This is a genomic window from Tersicoccus mangrovi (assembly GCF_036881825.1).
GTDB classification, from domain to species: Bacteria; Actinomycetota; Actinomycetes; order Actinomycetales; family Micrococcaceae; genus Tersicoccus; species Tersicoccus mangrovi.
Map to the genome: position 1 here is coordinate 1 of NZ_JBAJMW010000009.1, position 23327 is coordinate 23327.

Genomic DNA, 23327 nt, shown 5'->3' on the forward strand with positions numbered 1-23327 from the left:
GCACGCCGCCAGCGTTCGTCCTGAGCCAGGATCAAACTCTCCGTCAAAAAAACGAAAAAACAATCCCGGCAATGACACCCAGCCACCACGGGGGTGGCAGCCAGACATCACAACCAGTAAATAACTGGCATCAACAAACAAAACAACACACTATTGAGTTCTCAAACAACAGGCACGTATCGATTCCGTCGATTCTTTTCGAATCGCTTTCCTCGTCGTTTCCAACTCTTCAAACCTAGTTCATCGCTTCTTCATCTGTCAAATCCGCGTTTTTCGCGGATCCGAGCCTGAAGAACGACTCCTTCGAATGATTGCCGGTGAATCTGCGAATTCGTTTCTCTCGAACCGTTCTCCGCTGCATTTTCCCAGCCATCCAAAGTTATTCATTCGCTTTCCATCTGTCAAATCCGCTGTTTTCGCGGATCCGAGTCGATGATCAACTCCTGAATCCCATGCCGATGTCCGGTCCGTTCGAGCCATCCCCGTGCGGGCGCAGCCCGATCAACCGTTGATCGTGTGTGGGTGGTGCCTGCTCCAGCCGTTCCGAGCGGGATTCTGGACCCCGTCTGGACCGCGCTGCCCGGCAGGCGACTCGAAGAACACTACGCGGATCGGTCAGGCCGCGCAAATCGGCCGTGACGCCCGGGCGTGTCGTTGTGTCGTCGGGCGATCGGCCCCGGGATCACGCGGATCACGCCGTTGTGGCCGCCTCGTTCACGCCCGGCCGGTCAGCCGGCGGACGGTGCCGCCGGCTGGTCCTCGCGCGTGACCTCGGCCACGGCCTGGTGCCGCTTGCCGCGACGGACCAGCAAGTAGCGGCCGTGCAGCAACTCGGCCGGGTCGACGACGTGGTCGACGTCGGTGATCTTCACGTTGTTGACGTAGGCCCCACCGTCGCCGACGGTGCGCCGGGCCTCCGAGTTGGAGGCCACCAGCTTCGTCGCGACCAGCAGGTCGACGATGCCGAGCCGACCGTTCTCGACGCCGGCGCGCGGGAGCTCCGCCGTCGCCGCCTGCCACGTGGGTTCATCGATCGCGGCCAGATCCCCCTGGCCGAACACGGCGGCGGACGCGGCGATGGCTGCTTCCGTCGCGGCGATCCCGTGCACGAGGGAGGTGACCTCCCAGGCGAGAACCTTCTGGGCTTCCCGCCGGTGCGGTCGCTCGGTCACCTCGACGGCCAGTTCCTCGATGCGGGCGCGGTCCAGGAAGGTGAACACCTTGAGCATCGTGACCACGTCGGCGTCGAGCCGGTTGAGCCAGAACTGATAGAAGGTGTACGGACTACACATAGCGGCGTCGAGCCAGATGGCGTTGCCCTCGCTCTTGCCGAACTTGGTGCCGTCGGCATTGGTGATGAGCGGCGTCCCGATGGCATGCACGGCGTGCCCCTCGACCTTGCGGACGAGCTCCGTGCCGCTGGTCAGGTTCCCCCACTGGTCCGAGCCGCCGGTCTGCAGCGAGCAGCCGTACTGCCGGTGCAGCTCGAGGTAGTCCATGCCCTGCAGGATCTGGTAGCTGAACTCGGCGTAGCTGATGCCCTCGTCGGAGTTCAGCCGCGACGCGACGATCTCCTTCTTGATCATCGTGCCCACCCGGTAGTGCTTGCCGACGTCCCGCAGGAAGTCGATGACGCTCATGGGCCCGGTCCAGTCCAGGTTGTTGACCATCCGCGCCGGATTCTCGCCCTCGAAGTCGAGGAACCGCCGCACCTGGGACTGCAGGTAGCCGACCCATTCGGCCACCGTCTCCTTGGTGTTCATCGTCCGCTCCGCCGACGGGCGCGGGTCCCCGACCAGTCCGGTCGAGCCGCCGACCAGGGCGAGCGGGTGGTGCCCGGCCAGCTGGAGCCGGCGCATCGTCAGCAGTTGGACGAGGTTGCCCAGGTGCAGTGACGGAGCCGTCGGGTCGAAGCCGCAGTAGTAGGTCAGGGGCTCACCGTCGAGCGCGCGCTGCAGCTCGGCCTCATCGGTGCTGACCTGGACGAGGCCGCGCCAGCGCAGTTCCTCCCAGATGCCGTCGAAGCTCGCGTCGTTGCGCTGCGGGGTCGGCGACGGTCCGGTCGACGACGGGGACGGATCGGCGGATGAGCCGGGAGATGAGGCGGCGGTCACGGACACGCCGTCCACGCTATCAGCCGGCATCCCGCTCATCGATGTTCGCCCGTTCGGCGTCGCGCACCGCCTCCTCGAGCCCGGCCGGCCACCCGGAGCTGCTGATCAGCCGCAGCCGCTGGGTGGGGCGGGTCATCGCCACGTACAGGTCACCGGGACGCCCGCCGGCGTCCGCCATGATCTGCTTCGGCTCGACGACGACGACGCCGTCGAACTCGAGCCCCTTGGCGTCCACGGGATCGAGCACGACGATGCTCTGGTCGACGGACCCCGCACCCCCGCCGATCCGGCTCCCCCACCGCTCCTGCAGCGCGGAGCGCAGGCGCGGGACGAGGCCGGACGGTGCGATCACCGCGACGAGCCCGCCGTCCACGAGGTCGACGTCCTCCGCGACGGCCGCGACGACGGCACCCGGCAGTTCCCCGGCCCGCCGGGCCGGCTGCAGCAGCGGGGGCCAGTCCCCCACGCGCACGGCCTCCGGCTCGGAGACCGGCGCGCCGGTGGCCCGGGCGACAGCCACGGCCGCCTCGGCGATCTGCGCAGGCGTGCGGTAGTTGACGGTCAGCTCCTGAAGGGTGAACCGGTCGCCCACGAACGGGGCGAGCGCCTCCGCCCACGAGGTGGCACCGGCCGCCGACGACGTCTGGGCGATGTCCCCGACGATCGTGAAGGACTTCAGCGGGCAGCGGCGCATCAGCAGCCGCCACTGCATCGGCGACAGTTCCTGCGCCTCGTCGACGATGACGTGGCCGAACGCCCACGTGCGGTCCGCGAGCGCACGCTCGGACGTGGTGACCGCGGCTTCCGCGGCCGCGTTGTGCGCGACGACGTCCTCGGCCGAGAGCATGCCGTCCACCCCGGCGTCGGCGAGGGTCTGGTTCATGTTCTCGAGCGCCTTCTCGGCGTTGGCCAGGTCCCGCGTGCGGGCGGCATCCCGGGCGGCGGCGTCGCGCCCCGCGGAGGCATCCAGGTCGCCCACCAGTTCGGCGGCCTCGTCGAGCAGCGGCACGTCCGCCTCGGTGAAGGGGGCGCCGGGCTCGCGCAGCAGGGCGCGCCAGTCCTCGTCCGGCAGCAGTCCGGCGGCCGCGGCCGCCAGCTGCTCGGGGCGGCTGAGCAGCTCGTCGACCAGCTTCTTCGCCGTCAGCGGCATCCAGGACAGGTTCAGGGCGACACGGACGTCCCGGGAGGTGCGCACGTCCTCGGCCAGCCAGGACCGCTCCCCCGTGTACTCCTTCCCCGAGGACGCCTCGACCTTCTGCGTCAGCTGGTCCGTCAGCTCGCGCAGCATGATCTTGACGAACGTCAGCCGGGCCTCGTTGTGGGGCTTGCCGGTCGCCTGGGCCCGGTCACGGGCGCGGGCGACCTGACGCGGCGTGAGGGTGAGGGTGAAGCCGTTGACGTCGAGCCGGCGCGGCTCGGCGGGCACCCGCTGGCGGTTGCGCACCGCGGCCGCGACGACGTCGGCCATCACCAGGCTGCCCTTGATCCGCGCGACCGTCTGGTCCGTCTCCGGCCCGGCGTGCAGGTCGGGGATCAGGGAGGCGGGGCTGGTCATGATGACGCCGGTCTCGCCGAGGGAGGGCAGCACCCGTTCGATGTAGGTGAGGAACGAGTCGGACGGCCCGACGAGCAGCACGCCGGACTTGGCCAGCCGATCGCGGTGGCTGTACAGGAGGTAGGCGGCGCGGTGCAGGGCGACGGCCGTCTTGCCCGTGCCGGGACCACCCTGGACGACGAGCACGCCGGGCAGCGGCGAGCGGATGACGGCGTCCTGCTCGGCCTGGATGGTGCTGACGATGTCGCCCATCCGGCCGGTGCGGCGCTCGTTCAGGGCCGCGAGGAGGGCGCCCTCCCCGGGAACGACTCCGGCGTCTCCGAGCATGCCGGGGTCGAGCACGTCGTCCTCGAGCGCGCGCACGGTGCGGCCGCGCAGCATCAGGTGGCGGCGGCGACGCACGTGCTGCCGGTCGAAGGCCGTGGCCTGGTAGAAGGTGCCGGCCTCGGGGGCGCGCCAGTCGACCATGAGCCGCTGCAGGTCGTCCGTCGACATGCCGATGCGGCCGATGTAGCGGGCCTCGCCCGAGTCCATGTCCAGCCGACCGAACACGAGGCGGTCCTCGACGGCGTAGAGCTGCGCGAGGCGGTCCTCGTAGAGCGTGGCGAACGCGTCGCGCTCGGAGACGTTCTGCGCCGAGCCGACGGCGCCGGTGCGCCGCACCTGGGCGAGCTGTTCGGTCTTCTCCACCCGCATCTCGTCGAGCCGGGCGTAGAGCTGCCCGACGTACTCACGCTCGTGTCCGAGCTCGCGCTCGAGGGTGTCGTGCCGGTCTTGCACGCGATCAGTCACGCGTCGATCCTCCCGAATTCGGACCGTACTTCGGCGCCGCTGCGCCGACCCGGCGCGAACGGAGCACCAGTGACGGTCGCCCCCAACGGACTGTCCATTCTACAACCGGTCGATCGGGGGACGACGGACGGCCCCGGCGCGCCGCTGCGGGGTGCGGCGGAGCGGTGTCGGGGAGTCGTCCCCGCGCCGTGGCCGGGTCGGGAGGACCGGGCCGGGCGTCAGGCGCGGATGAGCGAGCGGACCCGGTGTCCGCCGAGCCGGCGACGGCCGCGCATCTCGGGCAGTTCGAGTACGACGCCGAAGCCGGCGACGCTGATGCCGGCCCGGCTGAACAGCTCCGCCGCCGAGGCGAGGGTGCCGCCGGTGGCGAGCACGTCGTCGAGCACGAGGACGCGCGAACCGGCGGGCAGGTCGTCGGTGTGCAGCTCGAGGGTCGAGCTGCCGTACTCGCTCTGGCTCTCGGTCGCGTAGGTCTCGCGCGGCAGCTTGCCGGCCTTGCGGACGGTGACGACGCCGGTGCCCGTGGCGTACGCGGCGGCCGCGGCCAGCAGGAACCCGCGCGCCTCGACGCCGGCGACGGCGTCGAAGGTCCCGGCGAACGGCTCGACCAGGGCGTCGACGACCGCGCGCAGGGCCGGTCCGTCGGCGAAGACCGGGGTCAGATCCTTGAAGTGGACGCCGGGCTCGGGGAAGTCCTCGATCGTGACGAGCAGCCGATTGATCAGCTCGTCGACCGATTCCCTGGCAGGCGTGCTGGCGGGCGTACTCGGGGGTGTGTTCACTCCCTCAACGATACGGGCGCCGCAGGCCCGGGCCGTACTCGGGCTCCGGCGGGACCGGTCACGACGCGGCCCGGCGGCGCTTCACCGCGGGCCGGTAGGGGGACACCGTGGGATCGCCGGTCAGCCAGTAACGCCAGGGATAGTCGGTGCTGCCGCCGGGGCCGCTGACGCCGACGCGCGGGCCCGTGCTGACGGCGTCGTCGTCGGCGGGGACCTTCGGCAGCTGCAGCCGGACGGAACGAACCGGGTCGGGCGCCTCGTCGGACGTCTCGCGGGGGTCCACGACGCCGGCGGCGAGCGGGACGCCGTTGTCCCGCAGGTGCAGGCCGAGGGCCCGCGCCAGTCGTGCCGGCCCGCGGGCGAGGTCCCGGTCCAGCGCCGGACGGTCGCCGCCGCCGGTGCGGGCGTCGCGACGCTGCCGGGCGAGGTCGAGGCCCTCGACCACCTCTCCCCCACGCAGCAGGACCCCCGTCGCGACCCCGTCGACGCTGCACACGACGTTGGCGCAGTGGTGCATGCCGTAGGTGAAGTACACGTACAGATGACCGGCGGGGCCGAAGAGGACGGCGTTGCGGGCGGTGCGGCCGCGGAAGGAGTGGGCACCGGGGTCCGGTGCGGCGGAGTCGCGCTGGCCCAGGTACGCCTCCGTCTCCGTGATGCGGACGGTGACGGTGCCCGCGTCGGTGGTACTGGTCAGGGTGCCGCCGAGCAGCGCGGGCGCGACGGCGAGCGCGTCGTGCGCCGTCAGGAAGCTCAGCAGGTCCTCGGGCATGCCGGCCACGTTACCGGGACGGCTCGGACGGACCGGGCGTCACGTCCGGAGGCTGGCAGGATGTTCCGGTGACCGCCGACCTCGTGCCCGAGCCCTCGGACCCCGTGCCCACGAAGCCGATGCAGATCGAGACCGAGCTGCCCGTCGCCGGGCCCTTCGACCCGGCCGTGTTCGCGTTCCTCGCCCAGCGGCGGATCGCCGGCGTCGAGGTCGCCGACGAGCGCAGCTACCAGCGGTCGATGGACTGCTCCCACGGGCACGCGCTCATGCGGGTGTGGTGGGACGGTGCCCGGGTGCAGATGTCGGCGACGCTGGAGGACGTCCGCGACGCCGACACCGTGATCACCGCGGCCCGGCACCTGCTCAGCCTCGACGCCGACCCCCGGCTGCCAGACGCGGCGCTCGCCGACGACCCGGTGCTCGGCCCGTCCGTCCGCCGGCGTCCGGGGCTGCGGGTCGGCGGCAGCGTCGAACCGCACGAGATGCTGCTGCGCGCGATGATCGGCCAGCAGATCTCCGAGGCCGCCGCGCGGACCGCCCTGCACCGGCTGGCCGAGCACGCGCCGGCCACCCGGCTGCCCGCCGAGGGCATCGACCGGTTCTTCCCCGACGCGGCCGTGGTCGCCGAGCACGGCCGGACGGTGCTGCGCGGACCAGGACGGCGGATCGACTCCGTGGTCACCAGCGCCGAACGGATCGCCGGCGGCGACCTGGACCTGCGGCAGGCGGCCACGACCGCGGACCTGGCCGCGATGCTGCTGCCGCTGCCCGGCATCGGGCCCTGGACGGTCGGCTACGTGGCGCTGCGCTGGCTCGGCGACCCGGACGTGTTCCTGCCCGGCGACCTCGCCGTCCGGGCCGGGCTGACCCGGCTGGCCGGCGCCCCGGCTCGGCTGAGCCCCGCCGCCGTCACCGCGATGGCGCGGGCGTGGGCGCCGTGGCGCTCGTGGGCGGTGCTGCACGCATGGCAGGCGCACCTCGCACCGTCCGCCTCCTGACGCCGTCCCCGGAAACACCGCGCCCCGAAACACCGCCAGCTCGTCGACAGAGGCTGGGCCGACGTCGGTGCCGACGGCAGGATGAGGCAGTCAGCCGGCGAAGCCGCGGACCGCGTCGAGCTGGGCCGTCAGGGCCTCCAGCTGCGCCGCGACCGCCACGGGGGCGGTGCCACCCTGGCTGGACCGGCTGGTCAGCGATCCCTCGGTCGAGAGGACGCCGCGCACGTCGGGGGTGAAGCGGTCCGAGATGCCGGCGTAGTCCTCGTCGGAGAGGTCCCACAGCTCGACGCCGCGGGACTCGGCCAGCTTGACGGCCTCACCGGAGAGCTCGTGCGCCTCCCGGAAGGGAACACCCGCGCGCACCAACCACTCGGCGACGTCGGTGGCCAGCGCGAACCCCTGCGGGGCGAGGTCGGCCATCCGGTCGGTGTGGAACGTCAGGGTGGCGATCATCCCGGACACGGCCGGCAACAGGAGCTCGAGGGTGTCGACGGCGTCGAACACCGGCTCCTTGTCCTCCTGCAGGTCCCGGTTGTACGCCAACGGCAGCCCCTTGAGCGTCGCGAGCAGCCCGGTCAGGTCCCCGATCAGGCGGCCGGCCTTGCCGCGCGCGAGCTCGGCCACGTCCGGATTCTTCTTCTGCGGCATGATCGACGAGCCGGTCGAGTAGGCGTCGTCGAGCGTGACGAAGCCGAACTCCTTGGTCGCCCAGAGGATGACCTCCTCGCTGATCCGCGACAGGTCGACGCCGATCATGGCGGTGACCCACGCGAACTCGGCGTACACGTCGCGGGACGCGGTGCCGTCGATCGAGTTGTGCACCGCGGAAGCGAAGCCCAGCTCGGCGGCGACGGCGTTCGGGTCCAGCCCCAGCGACGAGCCGGCGAGCGCGCCGGAACCGTAGGGGCTGACGGCGGCCCGCGCGTCCCAGTCGATCAGCCGTTGCACGTCGCGCAGCAGCGCCCAGGCGTGGGCGAGCAGGTGGTGCGCGAGCAGCACCGGCTGCGCGTGCTGCAGGTGCGTCCGGCCGGGCATCGCCGCGTCGGGATGCGCCTGCGCCTGGCCGACGAGCGCGTCGATCGTGGCGAGCACCCCGGTCGCGATGGAGGCGGCCGCCTCCCGCAGGTACATCCGGCCGAGGGTGGCGATCTGGTCGTTGCGGGACCGGCCGGCGCGCAGCTTGCCACCGAGCTCCGGCCCGACCCGCTCGATCAGGCCCCGCTCGAGCGACCCGTGCACGTCCTCGTCGGACTCCGCGGCGACATAGGCCCCGGAGGCGACGTCGGCGTCCAGCTGGTCCAGGCCCGCCAGCATCCGCGCCAGTTCGTCCTCGTCCAGCAGGCCCGCCGTGTGCAGCACGCGGGCGTGGGCCCGGGAGCCGGCGATGTCGTGGTGGGCGAGCCGCCAGTCGAAGTCGGTGGACTTGCTCAGCGCCGCGAGGGCGTCCGCGGGGCCGCCGGAGAACCGGCCGCCCCACAGCGCGCCCGTGTTGGTGCCGTGTCGCGCGCTTCCCGGAGTCCCGGGTCCAGCCGGCCCGGGCGTCACCGGATCAGGCATCGCCGGTCGTGTCCGTCGCGATGCCGGCGGCATCCGCCTTGTTCAGCGTCGGCACCGCGGACAGGTCCGGGCTGCCGCCGACGCGCTGCTCGCGCTCCGAGGCGACCTTCGCGGACAGGCCGTAGATGTCGATGAAGCCGCGGGCGCTGGACTGGTCGAACGCGTCGCCGGTGTCGTAGGTGGCCAGCGAGAAGTCGTACAGCGAGGTGTCCGACCGGCGGCCCAGCACCGTCGCCCGGCCGCCGTGCAGCTCGAGCCGGATGTCGCCGTTGACGTACGTCTGGGTGTCGTCGATGAAGGCGTCGAGCGAGTGCTTGAGCGGGGAGAACCACTGGCCGTCGTAGACCAGCTCGGTCCACCGCTGGCCCACGGTCTTCTTGAACCGGGCCTGCTCCCGCTCGATGGTGACGTTCTCCAGCTCGCGGTGCGCGGCGATCAGCGCCATCGCCCCGGGCGCCTCGTAGATCTCGCGGCTCTTGATGCCGACCAGCCGGTCCTCGACGATGTCGATGCGGCCCACACCCTGGGCGCCGGCCCGCCGGTTGAGCTCCTCGATGGCCTGCAGCGGGGTGACGGCCACACCGTCGAGCGCCACGGGCACGCCGGCCCGGAAGGAGATCTCCACGACGTCGGCGACCGGCGGGAAGGCCGGATCGTCGGTGTAGCTGTAGACGTCCTTGGTGGGCTGGTTCCAGATGTCCTCGAGGAAGCCGGTCTCCACGGCGCGGCCCCAGACGTTCTGGTCGATCGAGAACGGGTTCTTCTTCGTCGTCTCGATCGGCAGGTTGTTCCGCTCGGCGAAGTCGATGGCCTTGTCGCGGGTCAGCGCGAGGTCACGGACGGGCGCGATGCAGGTCAGGTCCGGGCCGAGGGTCTGGATGCCGACCTCGAAGCGCACCTGGTCGTTGCCCTTGCCGGTGCAGCCGTGCGCCACCGTCGAGGCGCCGAACTGGCGGGCAGCGGCGACGAGGTGCTTGACGATGACGGGCCGGGACAGCGCCGAGACCAGCGGGTAGGCGTCCATGTAGAGGGAGTTCGCCTTCAGCGCCGGCATGCAGTAGTCCTGCGCGAACTCGTCGCGCGCGTCGGCGACGTAGGCCTCGACCGCACCGCAGTCCAGCGCACGCTGGCGGACGGTCTCCAGGGACTCCCCGCCCTGTCCGACGTCGACCGCCACGGCGATCACCTCGCTGCCCGTCGCCTCGGCGATCCAGCCGATGGCCACCGAGGTGTCGAGGCCGCCCGAATAGGCCAGCACGATCCGCTCGCTCACTGAACTCTCCTCCTGATGCTGATGCACGTTCCTGCAAAACTATACAGTGCTATGAGGATTTATGCATTCCAGGCTTCGGGCCGCTGTCGGTGCCCTCTCCTAGGATGAGGCGATGGGCTCCGGACCGCACGTACGGCTGATCTACCCTCACCAGTTGTTCACCGCGCACCTGGACGCCGAGCACGGCACGATCATGCTCCTCGTCGAGGACGACCTCTACTTCCGGCAGCTGCCGTTCCACGCGCAGAAGCTCGTGCTGCACCGCGCCAGCATGGACCGATTCGCCGATCGGCTGCGGGACGCGGGGTTCGACGTCGAGACGCTGCGCACCGACGCGGACTCCCCCACGGAAGCTCGCCTGGCCGAACGGATCCGCGCGCTCGGGCCGTCCCGGGTGAGCGTGTACGACGTCGTCGACGACTTCCTCTCCCGCTCCTGTGTGACCTCCCTGGCCGATGCCGGGTACACGCTCGGGCCCGACGACGTGCTGGAGACCCCGAACTTCCTCACCACGCGGAAGCAGATCGACGACTGGTTCGCCGGCGGCCACCGGGCCCGCATGTCGGCGTTCTACACGTGGCAGCGGCGCCGGCTCGACGTCCTCGTGCAGGGCGAGGACCCCGTCGGCGGGAAGTGGTCCTTCGACCCGGAGAACCGGAAGAAGCTCCCCCGCGGGCACGTCGTCCCGCGCGTCACCTGGCCGGAACGGCACCCGGCGGTCACCGCCGCGATCGCGTGGGTCGCCGAGGAGTTCCCCGACGCGCCCGGTGACGCCGAGGCCTTCGCCTGGCCGACCAGCCACGACGAGGCCGATGCGATGCTGACCGAGTTCCTCGACGAGCGGCTGGCGCTGTTCGGCCCGTACGAGGACGCCATCGCACGCGCCCACCCTTATCTCTACCACGCGGCCATGAGCCCGGGGCTGAACACCGGCCTGCTCGACCCGGCGGACGTGCTCGACCGGGTGCTCGAGGCGGGTGCCGACGACGCCGTGCCGCTCGCCTCCCTCGAGGGCTTCGTCCGGCAGCTGATCGGGTGGCGCGAGTACATGCGCGCGACGTACCGGCGCTGGGGCCGGCGGATGCGCACCTCCAACGTCCTCGGGCACACCCGTTCGCTCGATCACGGCTGGTGGACGGGCGAGACCGGGCTGGACCCGGTGGACCACGTCATCGGCGGCGTGCTCGAGCGTGCCTGGTCGCACCACATCGAGCGGCTCATGGTGGTCGGCAACGCCATGTGCCTGCTGCGCACGGACCCCCTCGACGTGTACGAGTGGTTCATGGCCCTGTACATCGACGCGTACGACTGGGTGATGGTCCCCAACGTGCACGCCATGAGCCAGTACGCCGCGGGCGGGGCCATCACCACGAAGCCCTACGTCTCCGGCAGCCACTACCTGACGACGATGTCCGACTTCGGGCCCGGTGACTGGCGGAAGGACTGGGACGGGTTGTACTGGACGTTCGTCGCCGACCACCGGGACACGTTCGCGTCCAACCACCGCTCCCAGATGGTGCTGCGGCACCTGGAGGGGATGGACGACGCCACGCTCGCCGCTCACCGCGAGCGCGCGGCGCCCTATCTGGCGGACTGAGTCGGATGGAGGACTGAGGCGGATGGAGGACTGAGAATATTCGTGGCGATGCACTCGATCGAGTTCACCCTGGACGATGTGTCCGACGACGCCGTCCGGGCCGACTGGGACGCCCTGCTGGCCGCCGGGCTGCCGTCCGCGGGTGCGCACCGGTCGGCGAGCAACCGGCCGCACGTGACGGTCCTCGCGGCCACATCCGTGCCGGATGTCCTGCAGGCCGCGGCCACCGCCTCGCTGGGGCCGCTGCTCCCCCTCCCGGTGCGGTGGGGCGGGCTCGTGCTGTTCGGGAACCGCCGACTCGTGCTGGCCCGGCTGGTCGAGGTGGACCGGGCGCTCACCGACGTCGTGCACGGCCTGCACGAGGACGCCGTCGACGTCGCGGCCGATCCGCATCGGGCCTGGGTGCCGCATGTGACGCTGTGCCGACGGCTCGACCCCGGTCAGGTGGGGACGGCGCTGGCGGTGCTGCGGACGGTGCCCGACGTCGCCCCGACGCTGGCCGGCCTGCGCCGGTGGAATCCCGAGCACCGCACGGTGACGCCGCTGGCGGGGTGACAGGCTCGGTGAGGCTCACCGAGATGTCGATCGACGTCGTCATTCGCCGCCGACAGCGACGCGGAATGACATCTCGGTGCGCTGGACAGGGACGTCGGTGGACCCACCGCGGCGCTCGGGCCGTGTGACGGCGAGCGTCAGCCGCGCTCGGCCGCGCGGACCATGGCCCGGTGCATCGCCGCGAAGACGACGCGGTGCGCGGGCAGCTGCCCGTACCAGTAGGCCAGGCCTGCGACGCCGCGCGGCTCGAAGGTGATCACCTGCTCGAGCACGGACCCTGGCGACGGGGAGTCCGTCGTCGCGGAGGGTGTCGGAGCGGAGTCTGTCGACGCCGAGCCGGTCGACGCCGTGCGCGGGCCCGCGTCGGAACCGGAGGACCGACCGGAGCCCGCGGGCGTCACCGTCAGCGTCATCCGGGCGGTCCCGGGCATCCGCATCTGCGCGCGTAGCGTCAGGGACCGGCAAGGCTCGACCGCCTCCACGACCCAGAAGTCGACGACGTCGCCGACCCGCAGCGGGCGGGACGGCCGGCCGCGCATGCCGGGACCGCCGACCAGCCGGTCCAGCGCCGCGCGGAAGGCCCACAGCCGCGTGAAGGCATACCAGCCGGCAGGCCCGCCGACGCCCTCGACGACGGACCACGTCCGTGCCGCGTCCGCACGGACGGACCGCGACCTGCGCTCCCCCAGCGTCACGACGCCGCCGTCATGACGCGACGCCGAGGCGCCAGGCCCGGAGCCGATCCCGGGACGCGCCGGGCACGCACGGGACCGCACGCCCGATCCCGGACGACAGCCGCGCGTCGCGGGACCGGGCAGCGACCAGTCCGAGCGCCGTCACGAGCCTCATGACGACCGCCTCACGCGTCGATGCTGATCTCCCGCTTGAGGATCTTGCCGGTCGGGCCCTTCGGGAGTGCGTCGACGAACGCGATCCGCCGCGGGTACTTGTAGGCGGCCAGTCGCTCCTTCGCCCACGCCGTCAGCTCCTCGGTCAGCGCCTCGCGGTCGTCGTCCTGGTGCTCGGCCTTGAGCGCGACGACGGCGGCGATCTCCTGCCCGTTCAGGTCGTGCGGGATGCCGATGACGGCGGCCTCGGCCACCGCCGGGTGCTCGTAGAGCACCTCCTCGACCTCACGCGGGTAGACGTTGTACCCGCCGCGCAGGATCATGTCCTTCTTCCGGTCGACGATGAAGTACACGCCGTCGGCGTCGCGCCGGGCCAGGTCACCGGTGTGGAACCAGCCGTCGACGATCGCGGCCTCGGTCGCCTCCGGATTCTTCCAGTAGCCCTTCATCACGAACGGCCCGGCGACGAGCAGCTCGCCGACGGCGTCGTCGGCCGCCTCCCCGCCGTCGCCGTCGTCCACGCGCAGCTGCGCGTCCGGCACCGGGGTGCCGATCGAGCCGGGCTTGCGGATGGCGTCGAGCTGGTTGAAGGAGACCGCCGGGGACGTCTCGGAGAGCCCGTAGCCCTCGAGCAGCGTCGCCTTGTAGACGCGCTCGAACTCGTGGAGCACCTCGACCGGCAGCGGCGCGCCGCCGGAGACGGCCACCCGCAGGCTGGAGGCGTCGACCGGGCTCGGGTCGCGCAGCAGCGCGATGTACATGGTCGGCACGCCGAGGAAGATGGTGACCTTGTCCCGCTCGATGATCCGCTTCGCGGCGGCCGGATCGAATCGCGGCAGCAGGGTGATGGCCCCGCCCTGCGCGATCGCCGCGTTCAGCGCGCTGGTCTGGCCGAAGACGTGGAAGAACGGCAGCCCGCCGAAGAGCACGTCGCCGGCGCCGAGCGCGAAGAGGCCCGTGGACATGATCGCGTTCCTGCGCAGGTTGGCGTGCGTCAGCTCTGCGCCCTTGGGGCGCCCCGTCGTGCCGGACGTGTAGAGGATGACAGCGGTGTCCTGGTCGTCGCGCTCCACCAGGCCCGGCGTCGGCTCCGTCGTGGCGAGGGACTGGAGGAACGGGCCCGAGTCGATCACGGTGAGGGACGCCCCGGTGGCCTCGGCGGCGGCCCGGGCGGCGTCGGCCATGCCCTCCCACACCCACACGCGTTCCGCGCCGGAGTTGGTCAGGTGGTACTCGATCTCCCGCGCGGTCAGCAGCGGGTTGAGGGGGACGACGACGGCGCCGGCGCGCAGGATCCCGTAGTAGACGACGGGCATCTGCGGCACGTTGGGGCTGATCAGGGCCACCCGATCCCCGGGCTGCACGCCGTCCGCGGTCAGCTGCGCGGCGACGGCCCCGGAGAGCCGCTCGAGTGCCGCGTACGTCAGCACGGTGTCGTCGAGCTTGAGCGCGGTGGCGTCGGCGTGCTCGGCCGCCGAGTCGAGCAGGATCGAGGCAAGGTTGGTCATCATCGTCCGTTCTCGTCGGCCCTGAGCCGGCGACGCTGTCCTGTAGTGCAGGTCACAATACCGGCCGGTAACCGTGAGGGACCACCGCGCGCCGCCGACGCACCGGCGTCACTGTGCGTCAGCTGTGAAGACGCGCTGTTAGGGTCGCATGCGGGTCGTCCGACAGGGAGGCCTGATCGCACCGTTCACGCAGGGGGTATGTCATGAACAGGAAGTTCTCGATCACGGTCACGGGGCTGGCGCTCGCCGCCGCCCTGGGTCTCGCCGGGTGTGGAGGCCAGTCCAGCACCTCGACCAGCTCGGCCGCGGCCAGCGGCGGCGCGTCCTCCGCGCAGGCCGCGAACGCCACGTCGGCGAGCGCCTCGGCCACGCCGGAGACGCCGACCGCCGCCGCGCTGTACCCCAAGATGAAGGCCGCCGTGAAGTCGGCGACCAGCGCGCACGTCACCGCGACCGACACGGGCGGCTCCAAGGAGACCTACGAGGTCACCGGCAACCAGGCCGGCACCAACGCCACCCTCGCCATCACGTCCCCGACCAAGGGGAAGGCGCAGGTGCGCATCATCGGCGCGAAGGGCTACCTCAAGGGCGACGCGACGTACTGGAAGGCCGTCGGCGCACCGACGGCGACGGCGAGCAAGCTGGTGGGCAAGTGGGTCGCTCTGCCGGCGTCGCGGATGTCGTCGCTGGGTGAGGTCGGCATCAAGAACATCGCGGACGACACCTTCAAGAACGACCCGACGTCCGCGCAGCTGGCCAAGGGCACCGTGGCCGCCGCGGACCTGGACGGCACGAAGGCCTGGAAGATCACCGGCTTCGACGGCACGAGCTCGAGCTCCCTGTGGGTGGCCGCCGAGGGCGAGCCGTACCCGCTGCGCGTCGCCGGCACGAAGGCCAGCACCGGGACCCGCAGCACCGAGGACGTCCGCTTCGACCAGTGGAACTCCGCGCCCAAGGCCGTGGCCCCCGCCGCCTCCGAGATCGTCGCCGCGCCCGGTCAGGGCTGAGCGCGTCCGCGTGCCGGGTGCACGCGGATCACCCCGTCCGACGGGCGGATCGGCTCCGGCCGGTCCGCCCGTCGGCGTCCGCGGTCGGTGCTGACGTCGGCGAGCCGGGATGACCGTCAGCGGATGCCACTGCGCGCGAACCCCTGGACGAAGAAGCGCTGGAACAGCAGGAAGACGACGACGATCGGCACCACGTCGATCAGGGCGAACGCCATCGTGGCGCCGTAGTCGGCGTTGAACTGCCCCTGCAGGTATAGCAGGCCGATGGGCAGCGTGAACAGGCGGTTCTCCCGCAGCGCGATGAGCGGCCACGCGAACTCGTTCCACGACTGCAGCAGGCTCATGAAGAACAGCACCGCCACGAGGGGCCGCGACATCGGCAGCACGACGCGGGTGAACACCTGCAGGTGGGTCGCCCCGTCGAGTCGCGCCGCCTCGACCAGCTCGCGGGGCACCCCGAGCAGCGACTGGCGGGCCAGGAACAGGCCGAACGCGGACGCGGCGCTCGGCAGGATCACCGCCCAGTACGTCCCGTACAGGTGCAGGCCGGTGACGATGCGGAACAGGGACACCATGATGACCTGCACCGGGATCGTCAGGGTCGCCAGCGCGACGAAGAACAGCACGGTCGAGCCGCGGAAGCGCAGATGTGCGAAGGCGTAGCCGGCGAGCAGGTTGACCGCCGTCGTCAGGATCGCCACCGACAGGGAGATGGCCGCCGAGTTGCCGAGCCATTCGATCACCGGGAACGACGAGAAGACGCGCTCGACGTTGTCCCACGTCAAGGCTCGCGGCCACAGCCGCAGCTCACTGCCGAGCAGCTCGGAGCGCGGCGAGAGCGCCACCACGAGCATCCAGTACAGCGGGGCGATGACGAGCAGGGACACGACGACGGCAGCGACGGTCCGTGCGGCCGTGCCCGCGCGGCGGCGTCGGCTGCGGGAGGGGGCGGGACGGGACACGCGGTCCTGCCGGCTGTGATCGGTGACGACGGCGTCGCCGGGAGCGGTCGTGGTGGTGCGGGCGGCGGTGCTCATTCGGTCAGCTCCCGGGTGCGGCTGCCGCGCCACTGTGCGGCGGTGAAGACGACGGCGAGCAGCAGCAGGACCATCCCGATGGCCGCGGCGTACCCCTGGTCCCGGGTGACGAACCCGTTGTCGTAGGCGTAGGTGACGAGCACCGAGGTCGCGTTGCGCGGCCCTCCGCCGGTGAGCACGAACACGATGTCGAACACCTGGAACGAGTAGATGACGTTGAGAACGACCAGGAAGAACGACGACGGCCCCAGCAGTGGCACGGTGACGTTGCGGAAGCGCTGCCAGGCGTTGGCGCCGTCGATCGTCGCAGCCTCCGGCAGGGCCGTCCCGATGCCCTGCAGGCCGGCCAGGTAGATGAGCATGTTGAAGCCGACCCGCCACCAGATGGTGACCAGGACGACGGAGGCGAAGGCCGCCGTCGGGCTGGACTGCCACTGCGCCCCCGGCAGCCCCAGGGCCCGCAGGATCTTGTCGAGGATGCCCGAGTTCTGGTCGAAGACGAGGACGCCGATGAGCGCGGTCGCCACTCCGGAGACCGCCATCGGGGTGATGAGGACGGACCGGAACAGCCCGCGTGCCGGCAGCACCGAGTTCAGCAGGACGGCCGCGAGCAGACCGAGCGCCATGGACACCGGAGTGACGATCACCGTGAACAGGACGGTGTTGCCCAGCGCCCGCCAGAACAGGGGGTCCCCGACGAGCCGGCCGTAGTTCTCGAGCCCGACCCAGTCGGCGGAGCCGAAGCCGTTGGTCCGCTGAAAACTCAACACGAATGCCCCGACGAGGGGGACGAGCACGAAGATCGCGAGCAGCACCATGTTGGGCGCGATGAGCGCGTAGGCCGCCGTCGCCTCGGAACGGTGGCGCTTCGCCTTCCGGTTCCGCGCGGGTCCGTCCGCCCGGACCGGTGGCAGGGTGGTCGTCAGGTCCTGACTCATGCGTTCCCTCCCGTGGCCGCGGCGATGCCCTGGGCCAGGGTGCGGACCGTCTCGTCGGGTGATCGGCCGCCGACGAAGGCGTCCTCGAGGCCGTCCTTGAGGACGGTGATGATCTTCGCCATGTCGGGGCTGGCCACCTGGGCGACGTCCTGCGGCTGGATGACTCCCGCCTGGCCGACGAAGGTGGGGGTGAGCTCGGGCCGGACGGCGAAGCGCAGGCCGCCGTCGACGAGGTCCCGGCGGGTGGGCAGCAGCGAGGCCCGGGAGCAGAACTCCTGCATCTGGTCCTTCCGGGTGATGTAGTCGAGGAACGAGGCCGCCAGGTCGGGCTTGGTCGTCTGTGCCGTGGCGACGAGGGCGTTGCCGCCGAAGTCGCTGCCTCCGCGTGCGCGGCGTGGGGCGACGGCGGCCGTCCAGTCGAAGTCGAGGGTCTTCGCGGCGTCGGGGATCTGGAACGCGCCGGACCAGACCATGGCGACCGTGCCCGCGTACCAGGAGTCCACCGCGTAGGTCGACGACTTGATCGAGTCGTTGGCCGGCACCCACCGTTCGGTGAAGAACCGCTGGGCGAAGGCGACCGCGTCCCGGCCGGCGGCGGAGTCGATGGCCGGTGTCCGCTGATCCGGGCCGAGGAAGGCGCCGTCGGACTGGAAGAGCAGGCTGAGCCAGCGCGTGACGCCGTTGCCCTGCCAGTTGTAGGCGAAGGGGTACCGGTCGGCGGGCAGCGAGCGGCGCAGCCGGCCGGCGACGTCGGCGAGCTGGTCCCACGTCCACGCCTCGGCGGGGGTGCGCGGGATCGAGGTGATACCCGCCCTGCGCAGCATCGCGGTGTTGACGAGCAGGGCGGAGGTGTCGGTGTGGTGCGGGACGCCGAACGGGCGGCCCTGCGCCTGCACCGCCGCCCACGCCGTCGCGGTGAAGCGGTCCCCCACCCCGGCGTTGAGCGAGCGGCTGAGGTCGAGCAACTGGCCGCGCGCCGCGTAGGCACCGAAGGAGTAGTAGGGCACCCGGAACAGGTCCGGCGGATTGCCGGCCTGCAGCTGCGCGTCGATGTTGGTGAACATCTGCTCGTAGGGCACCGAGTTCAGAGCCACGTGCCGACCGGGATAGGCCTGCTCGAACCCGGCGATCGCCGACCGGAAGCCGGCGAGCTCGGCGTCGGTGCCCCAGGTGGTGAAGGTCAGCGTGTCGGCGTCGGCGGCGGACCCGCTGCTCTGCGGGACGAAACCGCAGCCGGCCGCCGTCAGCGACGCGGCGGCCGCGCCGGCCGCCTGGAGGAAACGGCGTCGGGTCAGCTGCATGAACGCTCCTGTCGTGGGCCGGCAGGCGTCGTCGACGCCGCCCGCGCGCTGATCTCACGGAAATCGAGATATCAGCACACGGTCAGTATGCCCGACGACGGCGCTCACGGCACGGCCGGCACCGCGGACGGCGTGGAGCGGGTGGCGGGAGGAGGTGGGGTCGGCCGGCTGCAGGCGGGTCCGGGCACGGCCGACGTCGATGGGACAATGGCCGGATGGACGAGACACGCGACGCGACCCCGGCCACGGACGGTGCCGATCAGACCAGTGCCGAGCTGACGGATCAGGATCTCGAGCTGCTCAACTCGATGTTCGACCTGGCGCGCGACGGCGGGACCGAGCGGCTGGCCGCGTTCCTGGACGCCGGCCTGCCGGTCAACCTGACCAACGGCAAGGGCGACACATTGCTCATCCTGGCGGCCTACCACCAGCACGCCGACACGGTGGCGGCCCTGCTGGCGCGCGACGCCGAGACGGAGCGGGTCAACGACATGGGGCAGACGGCGCTGGCGGCCGCCGTGTTCCGGCAGAACGAGACGATCGTGCGGGCGCTGCTCGGCGCCGGCGCGGACCCGCACGGGGGCCGGCAGACACCCGTCTCCGTCGCCGAGTACTTCCAGCTACCCGCGATGGCGGAGCTGCTGCGCGGCGCAGGCGACCAGACGACCGGACAGACCGGGCAGGGCGGCGGTCGGACGACCGAGACCGCCGACTGAACGAGCGGCGTCAGCCGTCCGAGGCGAGCGCGAGAAACCGCGCGGCGAGGTCCGGACCGCCGTCGGGCTCCCGGCACACCAGCAGCACCGTGTCGTCCCCGGCGATCGTGCCGAGCACCGCCGGCAGCACCGAGTGGTCGATCGCCGAGGCGAGGAACTGGGCGGCCCCGGGCGGGGTGCGCAGCACGACGAGGTTCGCGGACGCCTCCGCGGTGACGAGCAGTTCCTCGCACAGGCGCGCCAGCCGCGCGTCGAGCAGTTCCTGGTTGACGTCGCTGCGGGGCGTGCGGTCCGCGCCGACGGCCGGCACCGCATAGACCAGACCGCCGTCCGCCCCGCGCACCCGCACCGCGCCGAGCTCGACGAGGTCCCGCGACAGGGTGGCCTGGGTGACGGCGAGGCCGTCGTCGGCCAGGCGCTGCGCGAGCTCGGCCTGCGAGCGCACGGCCGACCCCTCGAGCAGCGCGGCGATGCGCGCCTGCCGGGCCGTCTTCGTGGTGGGGCGGGATCGGGCCCCGTCCGGTGCCGCGCTCACGCGCCCACCTCGTCGGCTCGCGACGCTGGCGCCGCGGGTGCCGCCGGTGACGTGGCCTCGAGCAGGCCTGACTGCACCATCAGCCAGTGCATGATCGCCTTCTGGGCGTGCAGCCGGTTCTCCGCCTCGTCCCACACGACCGACTGGGGCCCGTCGATGACGCCGGCGCTGATCTCGTACCCGCGGTAGGCCGGCAGGCAGTGCAGCACGATGGCGCCCGGCGCCGCCGTCGCGAGGGCGGCCTCATCGATCGCGTACGGCCGGAACACGTCGGCCCGGTCGGCCTTCTCGTCCTCCTGGCCCATCGACACCCAGGTGTCGGTCGCCAGCACGTCGGCGCCGTCGAGCGCCTCGGCCGCGGACGTCGTCACGAGCACGGAGCCGCCGGTGGCCTGCGCCCGCTCGCGGGCGGCGGCGACGACGGCCTCGCCCGGCAGGTAGCCGTCCGGGCCGGCGACGCGCATGTGCATCCCGGCCGTCACCCCGGCCAGCAGGTAGGAGTTCGCCATGTTGTTCGCGGCGTCGCCCAGGTAGGCCAGGGTCAGTCCGGCGGTCCGGCCGTGGTGCTCGCGGACGGTGAGCAGGTCGGCGAGCAGCTGGCACGGGTGGTAGTCGTCGCTCAGGGCGTTGATCACGGGCACCGCGCTGTACCGGGCCATCTCCTCGAGGCCGGCCTGCGCGTACGTGCGCCACACGATGGTGTGCACCATCCGTTCGAGCACCCGCGCGGTGTCCGCCACGGACTCCTTGTGCCCGATCTGCGACTCGCCCGGGTTGATGATCAGCGGGTTGCCACCCAGGTCCGCGATGCCGGCGGCGAAGGAGACGCGCGTGCGGGTCGACGTCTTGTCGAAGATGACGGCGACCGTCTTCGACGCCGCGGTGCCCGCACCGGCGGGGCCGGCGTAGGTGCGGTACCCGTACCGGTCGGCCTTCATGGCCGCCGCGAGGTCGAGCACCTCGGCCTGCTCGGCGGGGCTGAGGTCCAGGTCGGTGAGGAAGTGCCGGGTCATGTCTACTCCTGGGCGGGTTCGGTCCGGCCTGTGCCGGTGGAGGAAGCGGTACCGGCGGAGGATGCGGTGCCGGCGATCGCGGCGCGCGCGGCGTCGAGGAGGCCGGGAAGCGCGGCGACGAAACTGTCGGCCTCCTCGGCGGTCAGCAGCAGCGCCGGGGCGAGCCGGATGGTGCGCGGGCCCGGGGCGTTGATGATGAAGCCGGCCTCGAGGGCGGCGGTGACGACGGCGGGCGCGAGGCCGGCGCCCGTTCCGTCCGGCGTGTCGGCGTCCAGGTCGAAGCCGATGAGCAGCCCGCGGCCGCGCACCTCCGTGACGCCGGGGACGGCGGCGAGGCCCGCGCGCAGGCGCTCCCCCATCCGGGCGGCGTTGCCGAGGAGGTCGTCGGACTCGATCACGTGCAGCGTGGCCAGGCCCGCGGCCGTGGCCACGGGGTTGCCGCCGAAGGTGCTCCCGTGCTGGCCGGGGCCGAGCAGGTCCGAGACGGCCGGGCCGAAGGTGATCAGGGCGCCGATCGGGAACCCGCCACCGAGGCCCTTGGCCAGCGTCACGGCGTCGGGCATGAAGTCCGGCTCGTGCTGGAACGCGAACCAGCGGCCGGTGCGCCCGACGCCGGTCTGCACCTCGTCGATGATGAGCAGCGCCCCGGCCTCCAGGGTCAGCCGACGGGCCTCCCGCAGGTAGCCGGGCGGCAGCGGCAGCACCCCGGCCTCGCCCTGGATGGGCTCGAGCACGAGCGCCGCGGTCTCGTCGGTGATCGCGGCGCGCAGGGCAGCGAGGTCCCCGGCGGGGATGTGGGTGACGCCGCCGGGCAGCGGGGCGAACGGCTCGCGGTAGGCGGCCTTGTGGGTGAGGCTGAGCGCGCCCATGGTGCGTCCGTGGAAGCCCTGTTCGAGGGCGACGACGGTGGGCCGGACCGGATCCGCGGAGTTGCCGGCGCGGCGGGCGAGCTTCAGCGCCGCCTCGACAGCCTCGGTGCCGGAGTTCGCGAAGAACACGCGGGAGCCCTCCGGGGCACCGGCCAGGGCGAGCAGCCGCTCGGCGAGGGCCACCTGCGTGGGGCTCGTGAAGAAGTTGGAGATGTGCCCGAGCGTGGCCTGCTGGCTGGCGACGACGCTGGTCAGCAGCGGGTGGGCGTGGCCGAGGACGTTGACGGCGATGCCGCCGAGCAGGTCGAGGTACTCGCCGCCGTCGGCGTCCCACACCCGGCTGCCCGAGCCGCGCACGAGCACCCGCTGCGGGGTGCCGAAGACGTTGAGCAGGGACCCGGTGTAGCGCTCGAGCCACGCGGCGCCGGTCGACTCACCGGTGGCCGGGGAGGACGCGCTCGGGCTCAGGTCGCCGGCGATCTCGGCGGGCAGGCCGGTCCGACGTGGGTCCGCACCCGTCGCTGGGGTGGATGACGTGGTCACGGCGTGCCCTTCTGAGTCGGGATGCTCGGGGTGGCGTTCTCGGGGTCGGGTTCAGCGGCGGTCACGAGCGTGCCGATGCCCTCGTCGGTGAAGATCTCCAGCAGCATGCTGTGCGGGTTGCGGCCGTCGACGACGTGCGCGGCCGGGACGCCGCCGTCGACCGCAGCCAGCGCGGCCGCCATCTTCGGGATCATGCCGGACTGCAGGTCCGGCAGCATGGCGCGCAGGCGGTCCGCGGACAGCTGCGAGATGAGGGAGGAGCGGTCCGGCCAGTCAGCGTACAGACCCTCGACGTCGGTGAGCATGACGAGCTTCTCGGCGCCGAGCGCGACCGCGACGGCCGCCGCGGCCGTGTCCGCGTTGACGTTGAGCACCTGGCCGGTCGGGTTGCCGTCGGCGTCCACCTCGGGCGCGACCGATGAGATGACCGGGATGCGGCCGGCCGCGAGCAGGCTCTCGATGTTCGCCGGGTGCACGGTGGAGACCTCGCCGACGAGGCCGAGATCGACCTCCTCCCCGTCGACGAGGGCGCCGGTGCGCGTGGCGGTCAGGGTGCCCGCGTCCTCCCCGGACATGCCGACCGCGTACGGCCCGTGCTGGTTGATCAGGCCGACCAGTTCGCGGCCGACCTGGCCGGTGAGCACCATCCGGACGACGTCCATGGCCTCCTCGGTGGTCACGCGCAGGCCGCCGCGGAACTCGGACTCGATGCCGAGGGCGGAGAGCATGGCGTTGATCTGGGGACCGCCGCCGTGCACCACGACCGGCTTGAGCCCGACGTGCGCGAGGAACACGACGTCGGCCGCGAAGGCGCGGCGCAGCTCGTCGTCGACCATTGCGTTCCCGCCGTACTTGAGCACGACGCGGGCCCCGGCGAACCGCTGGATCCAGGGCAGGGCCTCGATCAGGGTGGCCGCCTTGGCCGCCGCGCTGTCGGGGACGGCGCCGGCGGGAGCTGCGTCGACCGGAGCTGCGCCGGCGGGCGCCGGCGTGCCGGGTGTCGGGGCCTGGGTGGTC

20 protein-coding genes are annotated in these 23327 nt (G+C 72.1%); 5 read left to right on the forward strand and 15 right to left on the reverse strand.

Annotated elements, in window-relative coordinates; genetic code table 11:
• Positions 1-728: 728 nt before the first annotated feature.
• The 4 genes from tyrS to V6N00_RS15345 all read right to left on the reverse strand — a co-directional run bounded on the left by tyrS (position 729) and on the right by V6N00_RS15345 (position 6015).
• The gene (tyrS, locus tag V6N00_RS15330) at positions 729-2120 is read right to left on the reverse strand and encodes a tyrosine--tRNA ligase (protein WP_334233672.1); all 1392 of its coding nucleotides are present in this window, start codon (positions 2118-2120) and stop codon (positions 729-731) included.
• 13 nt (positions 2121-2133) lie between these two features.
• A complete protein-coding gene (locus V6N00_RS15335; RefSeq protein ID WP_334233674.1) occupies positions 2134-4461 on the reverse strand; it encodes a HelD family protein in 2328 nt (775 codons plus the stop codon).
• 218 nt (positions 4462-4679) lie between these two features.
• Positions 4680-5243: an adenine phosphoribosyltransferase gene (locus V6N00_RS15340; protein WP_334233676.1), complete on the reverse strand. Its 564-nt coding sequence runs from the start codon at positions 5241-5243 to the stop codon at positions 4680-4682.
• Positions 5244-5301: 58 nt separating this feature from the next.
• Complete coding sequence (locus tag V6N00_RS15345) at positions 5302-6015, reverse strand: DNA-3-methyladenine glycosylase (RefSeq protein WP_334233677.1); 714 nt, start codon at positions 6013-6015, stop codon at positions 5302-5304.
• 68 nt (positions 6016-6083) lie between these two features.
• On the opposite strand from V6N00_RS15345, the gene V6N00_RS15350 reads away from it, so the two are divergent.
• A complete protein-coding gene (locus V6N00_RS15350; protein ID WP_334233678.1) occupies positions 6084-7013 on the forward strand; it encodes a DNA-3-methyladenine glycosylase family protein in 930 nt (309 codons plus the stop codon).
• A 90-nt stretch (positions 7014-7103) separates the two neighbouring features.
• Here V6N00_RS15350 and argH read toward each other — a convergent pair whose 3' ends face one another.
• On the reverse strand, positions 7104-8570 hold the full coding sequence (argH, locus tag V6N00_RS15355) for an argininosuccinate lyase (protein WP_334233680.1): 1467 nt from the start codon (positions 8568-8570) through the stop codon (positions 7104-7106).
• On the reverse strand, positions 8563-9843 hold the full coding sequence (locus V6N00_RS15360; protein ID WP_334233681.1) for an argininosuccinate synthase: 1281 nt from the start codon (positions 9841-9843) through the stop codon (positions 8563-8565). Before V6N00_RS15360 ends, argH begins: the two co-directional genes overlap by 8 nt.
• 112 nt (positions 9844-9955) lie before the next feature.
• On the opposite strand from V6N00_RS15360, the gene V6N00_RS15365 reads away from it, so the two are divergent.
• Together V6N00_RS15365 and V6N00_RS15370 are read left to right on the forward strand one after the other, a co-directional pair.
• Positions 9956-11440, forward strand: coding sequence for a cryptochrome/photolyase family protein (locus V6N00_RS15365; RefSeq protein WP_334233683.1), 1485 nt, complete (start codon positions 9956-9958; stop codon positions 11438-11440).
• A 48-nt stretch (positions 11441-11488) separates the two neighbouring features.
• Positions 11489-11995, forward strand: a complete 507-nt coding sequence (locus V6N00_RS15370; RefSeq protein WP_334233875.1) for a 2'-5' RNA ligase family protein — start codon at positions 11489-11491, stop codon at positions 11993-11995.
• 137 nt (positions 11996-12132) lie between these two features.
• Here V6N00_RS15370 and V6N00_RS15375 read toward each other — a convergent pair whose 3' ends face one another.
• Complete coding sequence (locus V6N00_RS15375) at positions 12133-12690, reverse strand: DUF2867 domain-containing protein (protein ID WP_334233685.1); 558 nt, start codon at positions 12688-12690, stop codon at positions 12133-12135.
• Between the two features lie 164 nt (positions 12691-12854).
• A complete protein-coding gene (locus V6N00_RS15380) occupies positions 12855-14354 on the reverse strand; it encodes a long-chain-fatty-acid--CoA ligase (RefSeq protein ID WP_334233687.1) in 1500 nt (499 codons plus the stop codon).
• Positions 14355-14554: 200 nt separating this feature from the next.
• Between V6N00_RS15380 and V6N00_RS15385 the strand changes: the two genes are divergently transcribed.
• Entirely contained in the window at positions 14555-15358 is an 804-nt protein-coding gene (locus tag V6N00_RS15385; RefSeq protein WP_334233689.1) for a hypothetical protein, read from the forward strand.
• 116 nt (positions 15359-15474) lie between these two features.
• Here the strand turns inward: V6N00_RS15385 and V6N00_RS15390 are convergent, their stop codons facing one another.
• Genes V6N00_RS15390 through V6N00_RS15400 form a run of 3 tightly spaced genes read right to left on the reverse strand, consistent with a single transcriptional unit; the run spans position 15475 to position 18634 of the window.
• Positions 15475-16395, reverse strand: coding sequence for a carbohydrate ABC transporter permease (locus tag V6N00_RS15390; protein WP_334233691.1), 921 nt, complete (start codon positions 16393-16395; stop codon positions 15475-15477).
• Positions 16392-17333, reverse strand: a complete 942-nt coding sequence (locus tag V6N00_RS15395; RefSeq protein WP_334233693.1) for a carbohydrate ABC transporter permease — start codon at positions 17331-17333, stop codon at positions 16392-16394. Before V6N00_RS15395 ends, V6N00_RS15390 begins: the two co-directional genes overlap by 4 nt.
• Complete coding sequence (locus V6N00_RS15400) at positions 17330-18634, reverse strand: ABC transporter substrate-binding protein (RefSeq protein WP_334233695.1); 1305 nt, start codon at positions 18632-18634, stop codon at positions 17330-17332. Before V6N00_RS15400 ends, V6N00_RS15395 begins: the two co-directional genes overlap by 4 nt.
• A 215-nt stretch (positions 18635-18849) precedes the next feature.
• Here V6N00_RS15400 and V6N00_RS15405 point away from each other — a divergent pair, with 215 nt between their 5' ends.
• Positions 18850-19350, forward strand: a complete 501-nt coding sequence (locus V6N00_RS15405; protein ID WP_334233697.1) for an ankyrin repeat domain-containing protein — start codon at positions 18850-18852, stop codon at positions 19348-19350.
• Positions 19351-19360: 10 nt separating this feature from the next.
• On the opposite strand, the gene V6N00_RS15410 is transcribed toward V6N00_RS15405, so the two are convergent.
• From V6N00_RS15410 to argB, 4 genes are read right to left on the reverse strand one after another with little or no spacing between them, the layout of a single operon-like run.
• Positions 19361-19885, reverse strand: coding sequence for an arginine repressor (locus V6N00_RS15410; protein ID WP_334233699.1), 525 nt, complete (start codon positions 19883-19885; stop codon positions 19361-19363).
• Positions 19882-20898 (reverse strand): ornithine carbamoyltransferase, encoded by a 1017-nt coding sequence (gene argF / locus V6N00_RS15415; RefSeq protein WP_334233701.1) that lies wholly within the window; start codon positions 20896-20898, stop codon positions 19882-19884. Before argF ends, V6N00_RS15410 begins: the two co-directional genes overlap by 4 nt.
• 2 nt (positions 20899-20900) lie before the next feature.
• Entirely contained in the window at positions 20901-22247 is a 1347-nt protein-coding gene (locus V6N00_RS15420; protein ID WP_416385101.1) for an acetylornithine transaminase, read from the reverse strand.
• 59 nt (positions 22248-22306) lie between these two features.
• Entirely contained in the window at positions 22307-23218 is a 912-nt protein-coding gene (argB, locus tag V6N00_RS15425; protein ID WP_334233879.1) for an acetylglutamate kinase, read from the reverse strand.
• Positions 23219-23327 lie beyond the last annotated feature (109 nt).

Coding starts and splice junctions, on each gene's coding strand:
- V6N00_RS15345 (WP_334233677.1), bottom strand. CDS start 6,015: ATGCCCGAGGACCTGCTGAGCTTCCTGACGGCGCACGACGCGCTCGCC.
- argH (WP_334233680.1), bottom strand. CDS start 8,570: ATGCCTGATCCGGTGACGCCCGGGCCGGCTGGACCCGGGACTCCGGGA.
- V6N00_RS15365 (WP_334233683.1), top strand. CDS start 9,956: ATGGGCTCCGGACCGCACGTACGGCTGATCTACCCTCACCAGTTGTTC.
- V6N00_RS15370 (WP_334233875.1), top strand. CDS start 11,489: ATGCACTCGATCGAGTTCACCCTGGACGATGTGTCCGACGACGCCGTC.
- V6N00_RS15380 (WP_334233687.1), bottom strand. CDS start 14,354: ATGATGACCAACCTTGCCTCGATCCTGCTCGACTCGGCGGCCGAGCAC.
- V6N00_RS15385 (WP_334233689.1), top strand. CDS start 14,555: ATGAACAGGAAGTTCTCGATCACGGTCACGGGGCTGGCGCTCGCCGCC.
- V6N00_RS15390 (WP_334233691.1), bottom strand. CDS start 16,395: ATGAGCACCGCCGCCCGCACCACCACGACCGCTCCCGGCGACGCCGTC.
- V6N00_RS15395 (WP_334233693.1), bottom strand. CDS start 17,333: ATGAGTCAGGACCTGACGACCACCCTGCCACCGGTCCGGGCGGACGGA.
- V6N00_RS15400 (WP_334233695.1), bottom strand. CDS start 18,634: ATGCAGCTGACCCGACGCCGTTTCCTCCAGGCGGCCGGCGCGGCCGCC.
- V6N00_RS15405 (WP_334233697.1), top strand. CDS start 18,850: ATGGACGAGACACGCGACGCGACCCCGGCCACGGACGGTGCCGATCAG.
- argF (WP_334233701.1), bottom strand. CDS start 20,898: ATGACCCGGCACTTCCTCACCGACCTGGACCTCAGCCCCGCCGAGCAG.